Origin of the sequence: Colwellia piezophila ATCC BAA-637 (assembly GCF_000378625.1) — a bacterium.
Lineage (GTDB): Bacteria > Pseudomonadota > Gammaproteobacteria > Enterobacterales > Alteromonadaceae > Colwellia > Colwellia piezophila.
This window is the reverse complement of record NZ_KB905167.1, coordinates 161,946-177,708: the sequence shown is the minus strand read 5'-3', so window position 1 is coordinate 177,708 and position 15,763 is coordinate 161,946. Positions and strand designations below refer to the sequence as shown.

Below are 15,763 nucleotides of genomic sequence, written 5' to 3'. Positions count from 1 at the left end.
ATTGTCAATTTCACCCTGGGCTTAAGTTAAATCGGTAACTAGCCTAGTTAATGCTATGCCACCGGTATGCTGACTATCAAAACCAACCATAGTTAAAGGGTTGTCAGTATTGAGTTGCTCGTTAACGTAATCAAATAAAGGCGTAACCTCTTCACTGTTAGCATACATATAAAAGATATTGCCTGGCGCCAATGTTTTTATCGATTGACCCTGTTGAGCTTTTTTAACTATTTCAGCCACATCGTACATGCCGCTTTCTAAAATAAACAAATCAAAACCATGGTGTTGATGTAAATATTTTATTAACTATGTATTTAAGGTGAAAACACTACCCGCACCATGGGTTTGCTCCCCTAACCCGAGAATCCGTACTTTATCAAGTTTTTTTGCAAAGGCCACTAAATATTGAGTAACGATGTCTCCTGAGTTGTCGACATCGATAGCGATACTACTCGCGATTATTTGTTGTTTGAGACGTTCATCAGAGGTAATGGCCACGCTAGCGTGCTCTTGGCTGCAAGCTATCAATAGAAAGGGAAATATTATAAAAAGGTGCGGTAACCGCATAGATTCATCCTTGAAAAGTATCGCTTAAGTTCGAGTTCAAGGAAATATTAACACATGGAATTGTGGTAGGTTATTCTAATAAACACTGCAATATAACTAAAATAAAAACGAAGAAAAAACTAAAAATCAAAGCTCAAATTCGCTAAAGTCTAAATCGGTATTTTGTCTGGACTTAGCTGCAGGTCTACTCGGCGGGTCAAGTAATGAAGGTTGTCGGTCTTCGTCAAGTAAAGGCTCAACAACTTGTTCCGCTGGTTTTGCCTTTAGCTGATTCAATTTACGTTTTTTGCGTTGTAGACAGCGTTTAATTACTTTTTGTTTCTCATCGTTAGTAAAGTTAATCCATTCTTGTCGTTCATCACGCGAGCGCATGCAGCCTCGGCAGTGGCCTTTCTCATCAGACTCACAAATGCTGACACAGGGGCTAGGAACGTCAAAGAACTCTAATTGCACTTAACCTCACTTACTAAAAAAAAAGTAGAAAAACAAATAAAAAATGCGCTGTAAGTTAAGTATAACTTATCAACGCATTTTTTATAACAGCAAGCATTAATAGCGAAATTAACGCTATTTACAGTAAACCTACTTAGGCTAGTTTATCACTAGCAATATGATAATCAGGGTCTTCAATTACATTAAGCTCAACTAATTTATCAGCCTTCTCTAGCAATTCCTTACACTCTTTGTTTAAGTGTTTTAAATGCATGGTCTTGTTACGCGATAAATAACGTTCCGCTAAGGTATCAATCGCGGCGATTGCTGAGTGATCAACAACACGGGCATTTTTAAACTCAACAATAACATCACTACTGTCATCTTCAGGGGTGAATTGTTCGAGGAAGTTAGCAATGGAACCAAAAAATATTGGACCATTTACTTCATATACCGTTGAGCCATTTTCATCAACACTACGAGTAACAGCGATATGTTTAGCATGCTCCCAAGCAAATACTAGCGCAGAGACAATAACACCGACAATAACGGCTACCGCTAGGTCTGAATACACTGTTACCGCTGAAACTAAAATGATTACAAAGGCATCGGCTTTAGGTACCTTGCCTAAAATTCGTAGACTAGACCATTCAAAAGTTCCGATAACAACAATGAACATAACACCAACAAGTGCTGCTAATGGAATTTGCTCAATTAAACCCGATGCAAATAAGATAAAACCTAATAAAGCTAAGGCAGCGGTAATACCCGATGCACGACCACGACCACCCGAATTAACGTTAATCATCGACTGACCTATCATCGCACAACCACCCATGCCGCCAAAGAAGCCTGTCGCCGTATTCGCCGCACCTTGAGCAATACATTCTTTATTGCTACGGCCACGTGTTCCGGTTAATTCATCAATTAGGGTCAATGTTAATAATGACTCAATTAAACCAATCGCCGCTAGAACTAAAGCAAAAGGGAAAATGAATTTCAATGTTTCAAGTGAAAATGGCACATCAGGAATGCCAAAGGTAGGTAAACCACCTGCAATAGAAGCGACATCGCCAACTAGTTTAGTATCTAAACCAATAAAATAAACTAAGAAAGATATACCAACAATAGCCACTAAGGTTGAAGGCACTGCTTTAGTTAATTTAGGGAAAAAGTGAATGATTGCCATTGTTGCAAAGATCAAACCAGCCATAGTATAAAGTGGTGTACCTTGCATCCACTCTAGCTCACCGGCAGCATTGGTTACTTTAAACTGCCCAAGTTGCGCTAAGAAAATAACAATAGCCAAACCATTTACAAAACCTAGCATTACCGGGTGTGGCACTAGGCGAATAAACTTACCTAACTTAAATACACCAGCCAACATTTGCAGTATCCCGGTGAGTACAACCGTTGCAAATAGATATTGCAGTCCCATATTATCAACCGGTACATCCATGGCCTCCCCCATCGCATTACCGGTTGCCACAAGAGCAACCATTACTACAGCCATAGCGCCAGTTGCACCAGAGATCATGCCTGGACGGCCACCAAAAATAGCGGTAATTAAGCCGACCATAAAGGCGGCATATAAACCTACTAAGGGGCCAACGCCGGCAACAAAGGCAAAAGCTATCGCTTCAGGGACTAATGCTAGGGCAACGGTTAGCCCTGATAGCACATCATTTTTTAGGTTGGACACTTTACTGGCGTGTAATTCAAACATTTTTATCTCATTGGGTTTGTCGCGGTTATTTAATAAAAGACTAAACAACTACGAATGCTAATTGGCGAGCATGTTTATTTATACTTAACTGAGTTAAGCATAGACAAAAACAGGCAAGTTTTCTGTGATTTTAAGGCGCGGGAATACTATAGAAATGAAGAGGTAAAGTCAATATCTGCTTACTTTTACAACACAGTAAACAGATCAACCTCAAATTTAAAGGGTTTAGCTGTTTGCTTCACGTTGCTCTAAAAAGGCTTTGATCTCGTCTCTAGAGCCGAGGATATGATCTGTTAATACGGTAACAGCTTTATCAACATCACCAATTTTACAAAATGCCAGTAGCTGATTATGCTCAGGGCCCGCTTTTGAAATCCCACCTGCCCATAATAAATGCATACGAATGTATCTGTCTGCATTCTTATTTAGGGTATTAACTAAATCTTGAGTTTGTGGACGATTAGCCGCTGAATACAAACAATTATGATAGCGGGAATTAAGCTCACTCCAAGTATTAGCGGCATTTTCCTTACCCAAGGCTTTATCTAATTGTGCAAGAATATCACTTGCTTCAGCTAGCTTTTCACTGCTTAAAAGCGGTAGCGATGCAGCTAAAAGATTACCTTCAAGCATTGCTCTTAAGTCGAAAAGTTCGCCAACATGCTTGGCATTCAACTCTGTGACTGTCGCGCCTTTATGTGGTTCAAAGACTACAAGGCCTTCACCTTCAAGTTGAAGTAAGGCTTCTCTGATTGGAATTCGGCTTACGTTTAAGTCTGTCGCTAACGCCGCTTGACGAAGTGACTCGCCAGCCTTAAATTCACCACTAAGGATCTTCTCTCTAAGTGTTTCAACCACTAGCTGCGTTCTTGTTTTATATACTATATTCATAAGTTTTTTCCGAGCAATGTTATCAACTATTATAAAGAGTCGGTAATAGAACACCATTAAAAAATGTTTTTTTAATTATTTACCCTCAATTCTGGATAATGAATGTTAATTTTCATAAGTTCTTATTTATTATCAATCACATAGCACAAACACCTATATTATAAAATTATTTATTGGTCTTAATATTGATAGTTTTGGTGATAACAAGGCGGTATTACCTAGCCAATAACGGGTTATGGGTAGAAATACAAACGCTGATATCGCCAAAAATAGCTTTTTGAGTAACTTCCTTATTCAGAGTAGAGGTTAGTTAACACAAAAAAAACGGCCGATGGATATCTGCCGTTTGTGCTGTACCAATTTGATTAAATTTCTTCCCAGCTCAGAGCTGTGTTCAATGTTCAATAACAAGGCAAATTTGTTAAGGTCTAGTCATTCTAAACCAAATAAATTTAACGATGTTAGTGATCATTGAGTAAGCTCCCATAGGGCGAGTTTAAAGGGTTTATATACGGCGTTATTGATTTTGACAAGGGAATAACCATTCTCTTCAATCAATGCCTTGCCTCTAAACCCTTTAACTCTCGCTGAGTGGGAAAGAACTTAATCAACTTGGTATCAGTTCTTATTCAGCACCGTACTCATCAGTAGCTAAATAGGCTACTTAGCAGTCATTACTCAACAATCCAGTAAATTTCTTTAATTTCGCCATTACGCAGATATTTAAAAGTAACTTTATCGCCCTTTTCATAACTAGCAATATGTTTCTTAAGTTGCACCGCTGAAGCCAAATCAGTTATAGCACGACCGCCAACCTCAAGTAGTATATCACCACCCAATAAAATAGGACTACGACCCATAACCACACTCAAGTGACCACCTTTAAAGCCGAGTTTATCCGCTAAAGTACCTGGAATAACATGTTGTATTAACATGCCGTGCCCAGCTGAATTATTAATAGCGTAAGACTGTTCCTTACTTAGTAATAATGGGATAAAGCCAGAAAAGGTACCTGGGTCGCTATCAATAATATGTTGAATAGTATCAACTGAAATAACAAAACCTAAACCATTACTGCCGCCACTGCGTGATAAAATATGGCTAACGATACCAATAATTTCACCATTTAGATTAAACATTGGTCCGCCTGAGTTACCTTGGTTAATTGAGGCATCTGTTTGCAATAAACGTGGCACTAACTTTCTACCAGGTATGGCATTTCCATCACGAATACCACTTAAATAACCAACGGATAAACTATGGCTAACACCAAAAGGAGCACCAATAACGATAACTTGCTCACCTATTTGGTAGTCGTTAGCTTTCGCTAATTTTAGCGGTTTTGCTGTACTAGGAACTTTACCTGCTTGAATCATGGCTAAATCAATTAGCGGTTCAACCCAAACAACATGACCGGTAGTTTTAGTACCATCAGCAAATATAACCTCAATTTCCGTAGCTTTATCAACAACGTGAGCTGCAGTTAAAATACGACCTTCACTACTCACTAATGCACCTGAACCCAAAGAGCCCATAGTCTGTTCTTTATAGGCAACCTGCCCAGCTTTTGGAGCCGCTAATGACTTTACATGTAATTCAACTACTGAAGGGTTAACCTTTTTATATAAGGTTTGAATTGAATTTTCTTTTATTTGATATGCTTGTGATGAAGTTGCACAGCCACTTAAGAAGAAAACACTAAGAATTAGAAAAACTCTATTCATTGATAAAAATCCGTATGTTATTAAATTAACTACAGTGTAACTAACTGTAATCCTTTTATCATTCTTTTTTATGCACTTGGCTAGGTAATTAACTTGGCATAGATGATATGATAGCAGTGGTTATTTTATGAGGAAAAACACATGGAAATTATCGCCACTTTGGCGTTATTGTCATTACTTTGGTTGTCATGGCAATTAGTAAAAGCAAAACAATTCACCCGTTTTAAGCAACAAATTGAAACTGAACTCAAAGAAAAAGTCATTGCAAATATTATAGAGGAGTTGGCTTTAACACGCGGTGAACTGCTTCCTAATAATGATTGCCACCAAGCAGCGACATTACTCTTTTGGACGCAATATAAAAGCCGCATATTGCATGCGGCCTTAGCAAGAGAGATTATTGATCAACAATGGTTAATAGACAGCGGAAATTTACGTAACGCTCAACATTTGTTTTTCATTGAACGTCAGTATTTACCATCCCCTCGCCACAGCGAAGACTAAAAACTATGGTGAAAGTAAAAGCTTAACGGTTACGCTACGCTTTTTTAGCAAATTGCAAATCCCAAACACCATGCCCTAAACGTTGGCCACGGTTTTCAAATTTCGTTAACGGGCGAGAGTCAGGGCGAGGCACATAATCATTTTCTGCAGACAAATTGCTATAACCTGGCGCACTTTGCATATCTTCTAACATACATTGTGCATAGTTTTCCCAATCGGTGGCCATATGAAATACACCATCAACTTTCAACTTCTGTCTAATTGTTTCGACAAATTCAGCTGACACAATACGACGTTTATGGTGCTTTTTCTTGTGCCATGGATCAGGAAAAAACAATTGCACTGTTGTTAACATGCCATCAGGAATACAATCAGCTAAAATCTCAATGGCATCATGTTCATAGACCTTTAAATTGCTAACACCAGCTTCAATGGCAGATGAAATACATGCGCCAACACCGGGCTTATGTACTTCAATACCAATAAAGTTTAATTCTGGTGAGGCTTGAGCCATTTCAACTAATGACTTACCCATACCAAAACCAATTTCTAAAACTACAGGATTCGCATTACCAAATAAGACTTGGCTATCTATAACGCCATCATTATGGTTTAAGCCCATAGTTTGCCAATGTTCGTTAATCGCACGCTCTTGATTTTTTGTTAAACGGCCTTCGCGTTTTACAAAACTACGTATTTTACGAATGTACTTACCTTCTTGCTCGGCTTGCTCTATGGTTTTATGTATTTTTTCGTTTTTTTCAGTCATAAGTTTTCTTTATCAAAAGAGTTAGTTCGTTATTCTAAAAAATGGCTTTTAGTCTTTGACGTATAGACGTTTTCGCGCAATTAGGCAAAATCAATGTACTTTAGGCAAAGCCGTCCGGCTATATCAGCGCCTAAGTTCATCAATTGCTAGCTAAATTACTCACTGAGTGAATTAAAAATATTTTAGGCAAGGCAAGTAAACGAAGGAATAGTTACTCATATTTCGAGTTTACTTAACGCTGCATAAAGTGTTTTTAAACACTCAGAAATTATTCAGCCCACCACACATCGTAAAGATCGCTTATTGCTACAGAGGTAGCACCATTATCATTTAACCATTTTTCGACAATACTACGGTGCTCATCAGTACAAGAGCCTAATGTTTGTGTACAAATTAGACCATGCCATAAAGTATCCCCTTCACCACCAAAACCTAAACTGTTTGGCTGTATTGCTTCAGCGAAAAACTTATCGATAAAAGCATCAAGCTCTTCACCGTTTATGCCCTCGTTTAATTTCCAAGCAACATCAAAGCCTAACTCTTGAAACTCATCAACACGTAATTTTTTACGGATACGACGACTACGATTTTTTGCGTTAAATTTCATTATAAAGCCTTATTTTTGCCTAACACTGCGCTAAACTTTAGCGGAGCGAATTTTAAAGGCGATATTATATACCCTAGCCCATCAAGATGCGAATTTGTCTATTTGAGCTCTACACGTTATTTAGTTACACTGCGCGCTATGAATAATCCTATAGCAATATCAGCCAATTCAGCTGAAAAATTTGGCCAGAAAGTCGTTAGCTGGTATCACCAGCAAGGTAGAAAGCACTTTCCTTGGCAGCAAGATAAAACCCCATATCGTGTGTGGATTTCTGAGATCATGTTGCAACAAACACAAGTTACGACAGTTATCCCGTATTACCAGCGTTTTATGGCAAGTTTCCCGACAATAACTGACTTGGCTAATGCCGATGATGATGTGGTCTTACATCACTGGACAGGCTTAGGTTACTACGCTAGAGCACGTAATCTACATAAAGCAGCCAAAATCATGGTCGATGACTATGAAGGCCAATTTCCAATAGAAATAGAGCAGGTAATAGCCTTACCTGGCATTGGTCGGTCTACCGCCGGCGCTATCTTAAGTTTATCCCTAAAGCAGCATCACCCCATTTTAGATGGCAATGTCAAAAGGGTGCTCGCCCGTAGTTATTTAGTTGAAGGTTACAACGGCTTGAGTAAGTTCGATAAAGCATTGTGGCACCTAAGTGAGCAGTTAACGCCTGCCATTGAAACCGATAGTTTCAATCAGGCAATGATGGATCTCGGCGCAACAGTGTGTACAAGAAGCAAGCCTAATTGTGAACTGTGCCCTGTTGAGCAAAGTTGTTTGGCCAAAGCGGGCGATCAGCAAATGAACTTTCCTCAGAAAAAACCAAAGAAAAAGATCCCTGAGAAGAGCACCATTATGGTCATTCCTAGAATACAAAATGAACGCTGTGATAAGGTTTTAATGGAAAAGCGCCCACCGGTTGGAATTTGGGGTGGTTTATGGTGTTTTCATGAAGTTGATGAGCTAACTGAAATTGATGACTTAATGGCAAGTTTGTCACTTAAAGCACTTTCATCACAAACCTTAACAGAGTTTAGGCATACTTTTAGTCACTTTCATTTAGATATTACCCCTGTGGTAGTAGACTGCCAGCAACTTGATGTAGCAGAAATAAACGAACCTAATCAGCAAAAGTGGTATGATTTACACCAAGAATTAAGTGTCGGCCTAGCTGCCTCTACACAAAAACTATTAAATTTACTTAGCAATTAACTAATAATTAATCACCAGAATAACTATTACTTACTTAATATTTACCTAATACTTACCTAATAAAGAGAAGAGAATCCATTATGAGTCGCACAGTATTTTGTCAAAGCCTAAAAAAAGACGCCGAAGGTTTAGGTTTTCAACTTTACCCTGGTGAAATAGGTAAACGCATTTTTGATAATATTTCTCAAGAAGCTTGGAAAATCTGGCAAAAGAAACAAACCATGATCATTAATGAGAAAAAAATGAACATGATGAATGCTGACGATCGTGCTTTTTTAGAAAATGCCATGGTTGCTTACCTATTTGAAGGTAAAGAACCAGAAATTGAAGGTTATGTGCCACCGAGTAAATAATCGCGTTTAATAATTTTCGACATACTAGGTTGCTTATTTTCTAGCTCGTTAGCGTTCATAAAAAGTGCTACCAAAACATATTTGCTGCAAAAAACAGCAAACAAACACTTTTTATAAAAAACTTAGTAAAAAACAGTTGACGGGGTAAAGGAAAAACAGTTTAATACGCCCCGTCTTAACGAGGCAGCGATTGCAGCCAAGTTAAACATGTTGTGCCCCGATAGCTCAGTTGGTAGAGCAGAGGATTGAAAATCCTCGTGTCCCTGGTTCAAATCCGGGTCGGGGCACCATTTACAGAAGTGGTGCTCAGATATTATTTAATTACTAATATTAAGCATTATTTCGGTGCCAGAGTGTTTAGGTCAATTAATTTAGACTCAAATACTGCACACAGCTTTGTGTGCCGACTTAGCTCAGTTGGTAGAGCAACTGACTTGTAATCAGTAGGTCGCCAGTTCGATTCCGGCAGTCGGCACCATTCATTCTCTATGAGAATATAACGAAGCCTCAGCATTTATGTTGAGGCTTTTTTATTGCCAAAAATTCAATAACAGCCCTACTGATTGAATCAGTAACTCATTAACCTGCAGCAGTTCGATTCCGGCAGTCGGCACCATTTATTCTCTATGAGAATATAATGAAGCCTCAGCATTTATGTTGAGGCTTTTGTATTGCCAAAAATTCAATAACTACCCTACTGATTGAATCAGTAACTCATTAACGTGCAGCAGTTCCATTCCGGCAATCGGCACCATTCATTCTCTATGAGAATATAACGAAGCCTCAGCATTTATGTTGAGGCTTCGTTATTGCCAAAGATTCAATATATTTGAAATAATACCAACTCCCCCACTGATTGAATCAATGACTCTTGGTATACCCGCTAGTAACTACTATTATAGTAATTAGATTGATTTCAATGCCTCAGTAAAATATAACGAGTTATAAGTGAGAAATTTTTCATGCTTAAGAAGCTTCATACCCCTACGGTTTTAGTTACCGTATTATTTTTCGGTCTATTTATATCTATATCAAGTGGTTACCTTCTGTATAATATTGAAGGAAGAAAAATAACAAGAGAATTTCATAAAGAAATAGACGAAAATGTAGCTTCTTTACACAAAGAAATCGTCGTAAATTTCGAAGCGCTAAGATCATTAGCGATCCTGTTTAGTGATTCTAACCCTCCCGACTGGAACCACTTTAGCCTTGAAGCTAAGAGTATCCTTAGCCGTCATAATGGTATACAAGCATTAGAATGGATACCCCTTGTAATGCACGCTCAAAGGGGGACCTACGAATCAAAACCATTACTTAACCTTCCAAAGTTTGAAATAATAGCAAGAAAAAAACAAGGCAACATGGTGAGGTCGCCAATTAAAGAGGAATATTTTCCCGTTTATTTTGTAGAACCCTATATAGGAAATGAACTAGCCTATGGATTTGATTTAGCATCAAATACAACTCGCTATCAAACACTTATTTCTGCTAGAAATAGTGGATTACCAACCGCTACGGGCAGTATTACTCTTGTTCAAGAAAGAGGTAACCAAAAAGGTTTTTTAGCCTTCATTCCCATTTACAAAGTCAGGGGTTTGTCTACGGAAGAAAGACGAAAAAAAAACCTGCTAGGTTTTGTTCTTGGAGTTTTTAAAATTGGTGACATTTACCACAATTCAATAAAGCACAAAGTCATAAAAAACATACAGATTACATTGCTAGATGAAACGCAACCTCTGGATAAAAAAACACTGTATAAAACGCCCAACCAAGGCGTCGAATTAAACAATGAAATAATCTATAAAAAAAGCCTGCCTTTGTTATGGGGACGGCAATGGAGTATAGCGGCTTCTCCATCTAAGGCTTTTATCACTAACAGAAGGAACGTATTACCCTTAGCAGTATTTATATCATTTCTAGTATTCACAATGTATATCGCCCTTTATATTAATTTCATATCTAAACGTGCGACAGCCGTTCAAAAAGTCGTTCTTGCACAAAATCAAGAAATTAATGAAGCAAATAAAAAACTTAAATTACTTTCTCGCTCAGACGGTTTGACCGGAATTGCCAATAGACGATATATGGATGAATTTTTTGAACATGAATGGCGACTTGCATTACGAAATCAAACATCAATATCGTTTATTATTATTGATATTGATTTTTTTAAGTTGTATAACGACAATTATGGCCATCCACAGGGAGATGATTGTCTAAAAAGGGTGGCAAAACAACTGCAGAGCAATTTGCATCGTCCTCGCGACCTTGTTGCGAGATACGGTGGCGAAGAGTTTTCTCTCATATTACCACAGACAACAAGCCCAATTGAAATCGCAGAAAATTGTCGAGCATCCATTGAAAAGATGAATATTCCTCATGAATTTTCAAAAAACGCACAAGTTATCACAGTGAGTATTGGCATTTGTGCGGTAATTCCCAAGATAAATACCTCTTCACGTTTATTAATCGAGACCGCTGATAAGGCTCTCTATTTAGCCAAAGAAAACGGAAGAAATAAAGTCGAGGAGTTATCTATCGGGGCGAGAATTCCCTCCCCCTGAGACTTGGATAAAGATTTATAGGGAGATTATAGTATTTAAACATTATTTCTATAGGCTTAAACTACATTACTAGTGGTTTTACCTTTACCAAGTCGCTACCTTGTAATCAGTAACTCATTAACGTACTGCAGTTCGGTTCCGGCAGTCGGCACCATTCATTCCGAAAGAAAGTAAGCATCCCTAACCTCGGTTAGATTTTTTTGTATCCATTTCAAATTAAGTACTTGGCCAAATTATATCGGTGTTTACTAGCACCAATAAACCTACTAGCCCACTTATTTTAGCAAGCGTTAGTTGATTGGTATGATTTTTTAAGGGGGAATTAATTACGAGTGTAAATATCTACCTGGTTATTCTGCTTTATTTTTTGTTATCTTAATGATCACTTTGTGCGTTGAATTCAATATTTCCCAGTATGACATTTTATAGCAGAATTTTTACCGATACTACATTTACTGATAAGAACAATAGAAACAGAAAGTTACCATTAAATTAGACAATACCGCAGAGTAAAAGATAAGTTTAAAATCCCCCCGTTGGAAAGATAATCAGAGATAATCAAGATTGAATCGATTAAATATGCTATATTCATGCCAAATAATCTCTTGATGAAAATTTTTATAGAAAAAGTTACTTAATGTTCTAGAATTTCCCCCTAGTAAATTAACAGCATTTAAATAACTCAACTCGATAACAATACCCGCAACTTGCTCACTCTTTAGATTAAATACCCCGAAAAAATACATTTAATTCACAATGAGAGTCATTCATGCCAACAGTAGAAAAAGATAATAATCAGTCGACCACACGCCCTTCGATATTATCACTAGCCTTTGATTTACCAAATATTTGTTCTTTATTCGGGCTGTTTTCAGCCTTATTAGCCCTGTACTTTGCCATGATCGGCATTTACCCTGCCGCAATGATAGGATTAATTTGGGCGGTGTTCTTTGATTGGAATGATGGCAAAATTGCCAGAAAAATGAAAAATAGAACGGCAATGCAAGGTCAAATTGGCGGACAAGTAGACTCACTCATCGATGTTGTTAGTTTTGGTATTTGCCCAGCAGTTATCTTATTGAGCTATGGCAATTATCATCCGGCGTTTCTCCCCGGTGCTTTTATTATCGTAGCCGCTTGCGTCTTACGATTAAGTTATTTTAATGTTTACGGTTTAGATTCAAAATCTAGCTATCAAGGTCTTGCCTCTGATAATAATGCTATTATTCTTGTTTTTGTTTTTCTGCTAGAAAGTATTATCCCTACTGAAGCGTTTACTGTCGTACTTTATATTACCATCCTTGGTTTAGCTGCTCTTAATGTCGCGCCGATAAAAACACCAAAACTAAGTGGTAGTTGGTATTATGTACTTGCCGTTTACACGCTAGTTATCACGTTGACCTATAGCTGGTTGCTATTCTAAAGCATTTAAATTTTATCAAGCTATTTACCATTAACTAGCTCTTGGATGACCATGATGTTTAAAGCCATGGTTATTCCATAAAAAAGTATCCTAAATACCTGACGGTGATTGATTTACCACAGGCCGTAGTTAAGAAGCGCGATTAGCTACGGATAGGGACATTTTAAAAAGCGAACAGTTTTTTTATCCGCTGCAATTTCACCAAAGAGTGAGTTTGTGGCGAGGTAGATTTTAATAAAACATATAACGAAAAGTAATTGTTATATGTTCGATAGGTATAGGAGTAATGAAGATGAAAAGAGTATACACCAGTGGCGTATTTGATTTATTTCACGTAGGACATTTATCTGTTATACAAAAAGCAAAAGAGTTTGGCGACTACCTTATTGTTGGCGTTCATTCAGACGAAGACGTTGAATCTTATAAGCGTTCTCCAATTATTTCTTGTGAACAACGATGTGAAATAATTCGTAACATTAAGGGTGTTGATGAGGTAATTGTTGCCCCACTTACACCAAATAACGATGAAAATTTTTACCTACTACATAATATTGATATTCATGTGGCAGGGGATAATATGGAACATATGTATGAGTTACCTCACAAGATGGGTATTATGCGTTATGTACCAAGAAGCCCACTAACTGATTCATCGTCAATCATAAAGAAACTTCAAAGTAAGTAATTAAGGTTTTAAGAGGTTTATTGGCAGTAAGCAGACTAATTTTTACGTCCGCTTAGACACAGTCTGTTGACTGGGCAAAAAACCTCTTCAAATTAGTATTACTCACTTCTGCTCAGTGATTAACCTGAGTATTGAATGTTAAGTCTAGCCGTCACGGTTGGCAGTAAAGCAGTCCTTAGTGGCTGCTTTTTCATATCAAAAAAGCGCCACAATAGTGGTAAAACATTTGTTCACCGATACAAAGCTTTTATTTAGCGGTAAAAACAAATCGTTCTAAGGCTTTCAATGCACAAACAATATAAAAATAGCCCCAGATATTAATAAAATACGTTGAGCTAAAATCGCATTAAAAATTGACTCAGCTACCATAGCGCTATTTATAATAACTAATAAGGTAGTAAAACTGCTGACTTCTCCCAGTTTAATGACCAACCCCCCCATACTCATGCATTCTCAAGCTTTTGGCTTAACTGTTGAGCCTTATGAGCAAGATGTATTTTGGCTTTACATTGAGGTAAAAGAATATGGTTACCCGTTAGATTTAAAAATATACAAAAAAAGTGCCTTTTATCGGCATAAAAGCAATAAATGATAATCTAGGCCATAAACAAGGTGATGATTTTTTAATGGCTGGCGCTGCATTCATGCAAAATAGCATCAACAAAGACGGTACTGTTTTTCGTACCGGAGGCGATGAATTCGTATGGTTATTTGAACTAAAAAAAGCTAAGTACATCGAAAGTAAAAGTCAGTCCGAGTGTTTAACCATGGCTGATGAGCGCATATATCAGCATAAAAATAGCAAAAGAACTCCTAGAGAGCTGATAACTGAAAGCTGATGGATTAAGAAGTGAACATTAAGGCTATGCCTGAGTAAATTGTTGTGAAAGTGCTTACTTAATTTATGTGTGAATAACTTCCAAGGTGACACTCATGAATGAACAACAATTTAAGCAGCTTTTAGCAGCTTATATTATTATCACCTAGCCAACGATAACAATTGCCTCAGAGACTAGCAGACTGAAATATCAGCAGAAGAAGTATTAACAGTACAGGCAATGTTTCAACCATGTCCTCATTGCCAATATTCGTTATTAAAACCGTGAGCATCTAACATAAAGTGATCCATACTTAAGGCCCCGAAGCACTATGCGTATTTCCACATTATCATCATAGAAATATTTCTCTGCTTTTTTACGTTTGTGATCACTTAATTTTCGAGCCCGTATTGTTTTGAGACTTTGCTATACTCAGTTTTATAAGAATAAACCATCAGGTAGTCAATAGGTCGCCCTGATACAGGAGCAATATCATACAAATTTATTAAGTGGGGTTTATTATGTTGAGGCATTATTTTGTTTCCGATGATCTTGATGAGTTGGAAAAAGTTGAAAATGAATTAGAGCAACAAGGGTTCACAGAACCACAAATCCATGTATTAAGTGAAAATGATGCTGATGTTGAAAATCATCATCTACATGAAGTTGCTGCGGTATTAAAACAAGATGTGGTGCATTCTACTGAATTAGGTGCTGTAATTGGCATCGTTGGTGCCAGTGCATCTCTGTTGCTTACCTACCTGTTAAACTGGCATCAGTCGGCCGCTGGTTGGGTACCGTTTATATTTCTAGCGATTATTATTTTAGGTTTTTGTACATGGGAAGGTGGCTTTATCGGTATTCAACAACCCAATGTAAACTTTAAACGGTTTCAAGAAATGCTGCATAACGGTAAACATATATTGTTTGTTGATACTGAGCCTAATCAAGAACTGGCATTAGCGACAGTAATGAAAACACATCCAAATGTTGGTGCTTCAGGTTTTGGCGAATCTACACCTAATTGGGTAATTCGAGCGCAAGTTAAGTTTAAGGATTTTATGAAAGTAATGCCTTAACGCCTACGATACCGACGGTGTTTAAAAGATAAAAACCTTATACAAAGACCCTATAAGGTTTTTCTGCTCGTCTGTTTTTCTGTTTTTCTGTTTTTCTGTTTTTCTAAAAATAGTACCGACTTAACTCAGCATGCATAAGTTAATTACCTACCGTGAAAATGAGATAGCTACTCTGGTTATTTTATTCCCTAAAGTTTCGAGAATACATTGTAATAACGTCTAGAAAACCTTGGACTACTATTGGTCACTTGTACAACCTTTTCATAAGCCACATTTCGCTACTTTATCAAAAGTAGTCTATGTTAATAATTAAAGAGGTCAATAATTAATTGCTGTCTGGGTGAGTACACAGTTTTTACTGTTTTTAGATAAGAAAATGTCAGCTTAACTTTGTTTT

General features: G+C 37.5%; 16 protein-coding genes, 2 tRNA genes and 1 pseudogene. 11 read left to right on the top strand and 8 right to left on the bottom strand.

Annotation, left to right across the window (positions count from 1 at the left end; all coding sequences use genetic code 11):
* Nucleotides 1-21 precede the first annotated feature (21 nt).
* The 6 genes from F580_RS0114640 to F580_RS0114615 form a co-directional block, all read right to left on the bottom strand.
* Nucleotides 22-270, bottom strand: coding sequence for a hypothetical protein (locus F580_RS0114640; RefSeq protein WP_157443125.1), 249 nt, complete (start codon nucleotides 268-270; stop codon nucleotides 22-24).
* A 36-nt stretch (nucleotides 271-306) separates the two neighbouring features.
* Complete coding sequence (locus F580_RS0114635) at nucleotides 307-567, bottom strand: hypothetical protein (RefSeq protein ID WP_019028489.1); 261 nt, start codon at nucleotides 565-567, stop codon at nucleotides 307-309.
* Between the two features lie 126 nt (nucleotides 568-693).
* Nucleotides 694-1,020 (bottom strand): DUF1289 domain-containing protein, encoded by a 327-nt coding sequence (locus tag F580_RS27135; RefSeq protein WP_019028488.1) that lies wholly within the window; start codon nucleotides 1,018-1,020, stop codon nucleotides 694-696.
* A 133-nt stretch (nucleotides 1,021-1,153) separates the two neighbouring features.
* The gene (locus F580_RS0114625; RefSeq protein ID WP_026301455.1) at nucleotides 1,154-2,725 is read right to left on the bottom strand and encodes a SulP family inorganic anion transporter; all 1,572 of its coding nucleotides are present in this window, start codon (nucleotides 2,723-2,725) and stop codon (nucleotides 1,154-1,156) included.
* A gap of 225 nt (nucleotides 2,726-2,950) precedes the next feature.
* Complete coding sequence (locus F580_RS0114620) at nucleotides 2,951-3,616, bottom strand: GntR family transcriptional regulator (protein WP_019028486.1); 666 nt, start codon at nucleotides 3,614-3,616, stop codon at nucleotides 2,951-2,953.
* Nucleotides 3,617-4,290: 674 nt separating this feature from the next.
* A complete protein-coding gene (locus F580_RS0114615) occupies nucleotides 4,291-5,340 on the bottom strand; it encodes a S1C family serine protease (RefSeq protein WP_019028485.1) in 1,050 nt (349 codons plus the stop codon).
* Nucleotides 5,341-5,481: 141 nt separating this feature from the next.
* Here F580_RS0114615 and F580_RS0114610 point away from each other — a divergent pair, with 141 nt between their 5' ends.
* Nucleotides 5,482-5,844, top strand: a complete 363-nt coding sequence (locus F580_RS0114610; RefSeq protein WP_019028484.1) for a hypothetical protein — start codon at nucleotides 5,482-5,484, stop codon at nucleotides 5,842-5,844.
* A gap of 34 nt (nucleotides 5,845-5,878) precedes the next feature.
* On the opposite strand, the gene trmB is transcribed toward F580_RS0114610, so the two are convergent.
* Nucleotides 5,879-6,613 (bottom strand): tRNA (guanosine(46)-N7)-methyltransferase TrmB, encoded by a 735-nt coding sequence (trmB, locus tag F580_RS0114605; protein ID WP_019028483.1) that lies wholly within the window; start codon nucleotides 6,611-6,613, stop codon nucleotides 5,879-5,881.
* Between the two features lie 268 nt (nucleotides 6,614-6,881).
* Nucleotides 6,882-7,220: a YggL family protein gene (locus tag F580_RS0114600; protein ID WP_019028482.1), complete on the bottom strand. Its 339-nt coding sequence runs from the start codon at nucleotides 7,218-7,220 to the stop codon at nucleotides 6,882-6,884.
* A gap of 138 nt (nucleotides 7,221-7,358) precedes the next feature.
* On the opposite strand from F580_RS0114600, the gene mutY reads away from it, so the two are divergent.
* The 10 genes and pseudogenes from mutY to F580_RS0114545 all read left to right on the top strand — a co-directional run bounded on the left by mutY (nucleotide 7,359) and on the right by F580_RS0114545 (nucleotide 15,366).
* Nucleotides 7,359-8,444: an A/G-specific adenine glycosylase gene (gene mutY / locus F580_RS0114595; protein WP_040357443.1), complete on the top strand. Its 1,086-nt coding sequence runs from the start codon at nucleotides 7,359-7,361 to the stop codon at nucleotides 8,442-8,444.
* Nucleotides 8,445-8,524: 80 nt separating this feature from the next.
* The gene (locus tag F580_RS0114590) at nucleotides 8,525-8,797 is read left to right on the top strand and encodes an oxidative damage protection protein (protein WP_019028480.1); all 273 of its coding nucleotides are present in this window, start codon (nucleotides 8,525-8,527) and stop codon (nucleotides 8,795-8,797) included.
* A 214-nt stretch (nucleotides 8,798-9,011) separates the two neighbouring features.
* Nucleotides 9,012-9,087 (top strand) — tRNA-Phe (locus F580_RS0114585).
* 112 nt (nucleotides 9,088-9,199) lie between these two features.
* Nucleotides 9,200-9,275 (top strand) — tRNA-Thr (locus F580_RS0114580).
* A gap of 484 nt (nucleotides 9,276-9,759) precedes the next feature.
* The gene (locus tag F580_RS24600) at nucleotides 9,760-11,361 is read left to right on the top strand and encodes a diguanylate cyclase domain-containing protein (protein ID WP_019028479.1); all 1,602 of its coding nucleotides are present in this window, start codon (nucleotides 9,760-9,762) and stop codon (nucleotides 11,359-11,361) included.
* Nucleotides 11,362-12,130: 769 nt separating this feature from the next.
* A complete protein-coding gene (locus tag F580_RS0114570) occupies nucleotides 12,131-12,784 on the top strand; it encodes a CDP-alcohol phosphatidyltransferase family protein (RefSeq protein ID WP_019028478.1) in 654 nt (217 codons plus the stop codon).
* Nucleotides 12,785-13,076: 292 nt separating this feature from the next.
* Nucleotides 13,077-13,469: an FAD synthase family protein gene (locus F580_RS25570; protein WP_019028477.1), complete on the top strand. Its 393-nt coding sequence runs from the start codon at nucleotides 13,077-13,079 to the stop codon at nucleotides 13,467-13,469.
* 560 nt (nucleotides 13,470-14,029) lie between these two features.
* Entirely contained in the window at nucleotides 14,030-14,308 is a 279-nt protein-coding gene (locus tag F580_RS0114550; RefSeq protein WP_083926992.1) for a GGDEF domain-containing protein, read from the top strand.
* 94 nt (nucleotides 14,309-14,402) lie between these two features.
* Nucleotides 14,403-14,572 (top strand): annotated as a pseudogene (locus tag F580_RS26620) (IS1595 family transposase); the annotation flags it as partial.
* A gap of 236 nt (nucleotides 14,573-14,808) precedes the next feature.
* Nucleotides 14,809-15,366, top strand: coding sequence for a hypothetical protein (locus tag F580_RS0114545; protein ID WP_019028473.1), 558 nt, complete (start codon nucleotides 14,809-14,811; stop codon nucleotides 15,364-15,366).
* Nucleotides 15,367-15,763: the final 397 nt, after the last annotated feature.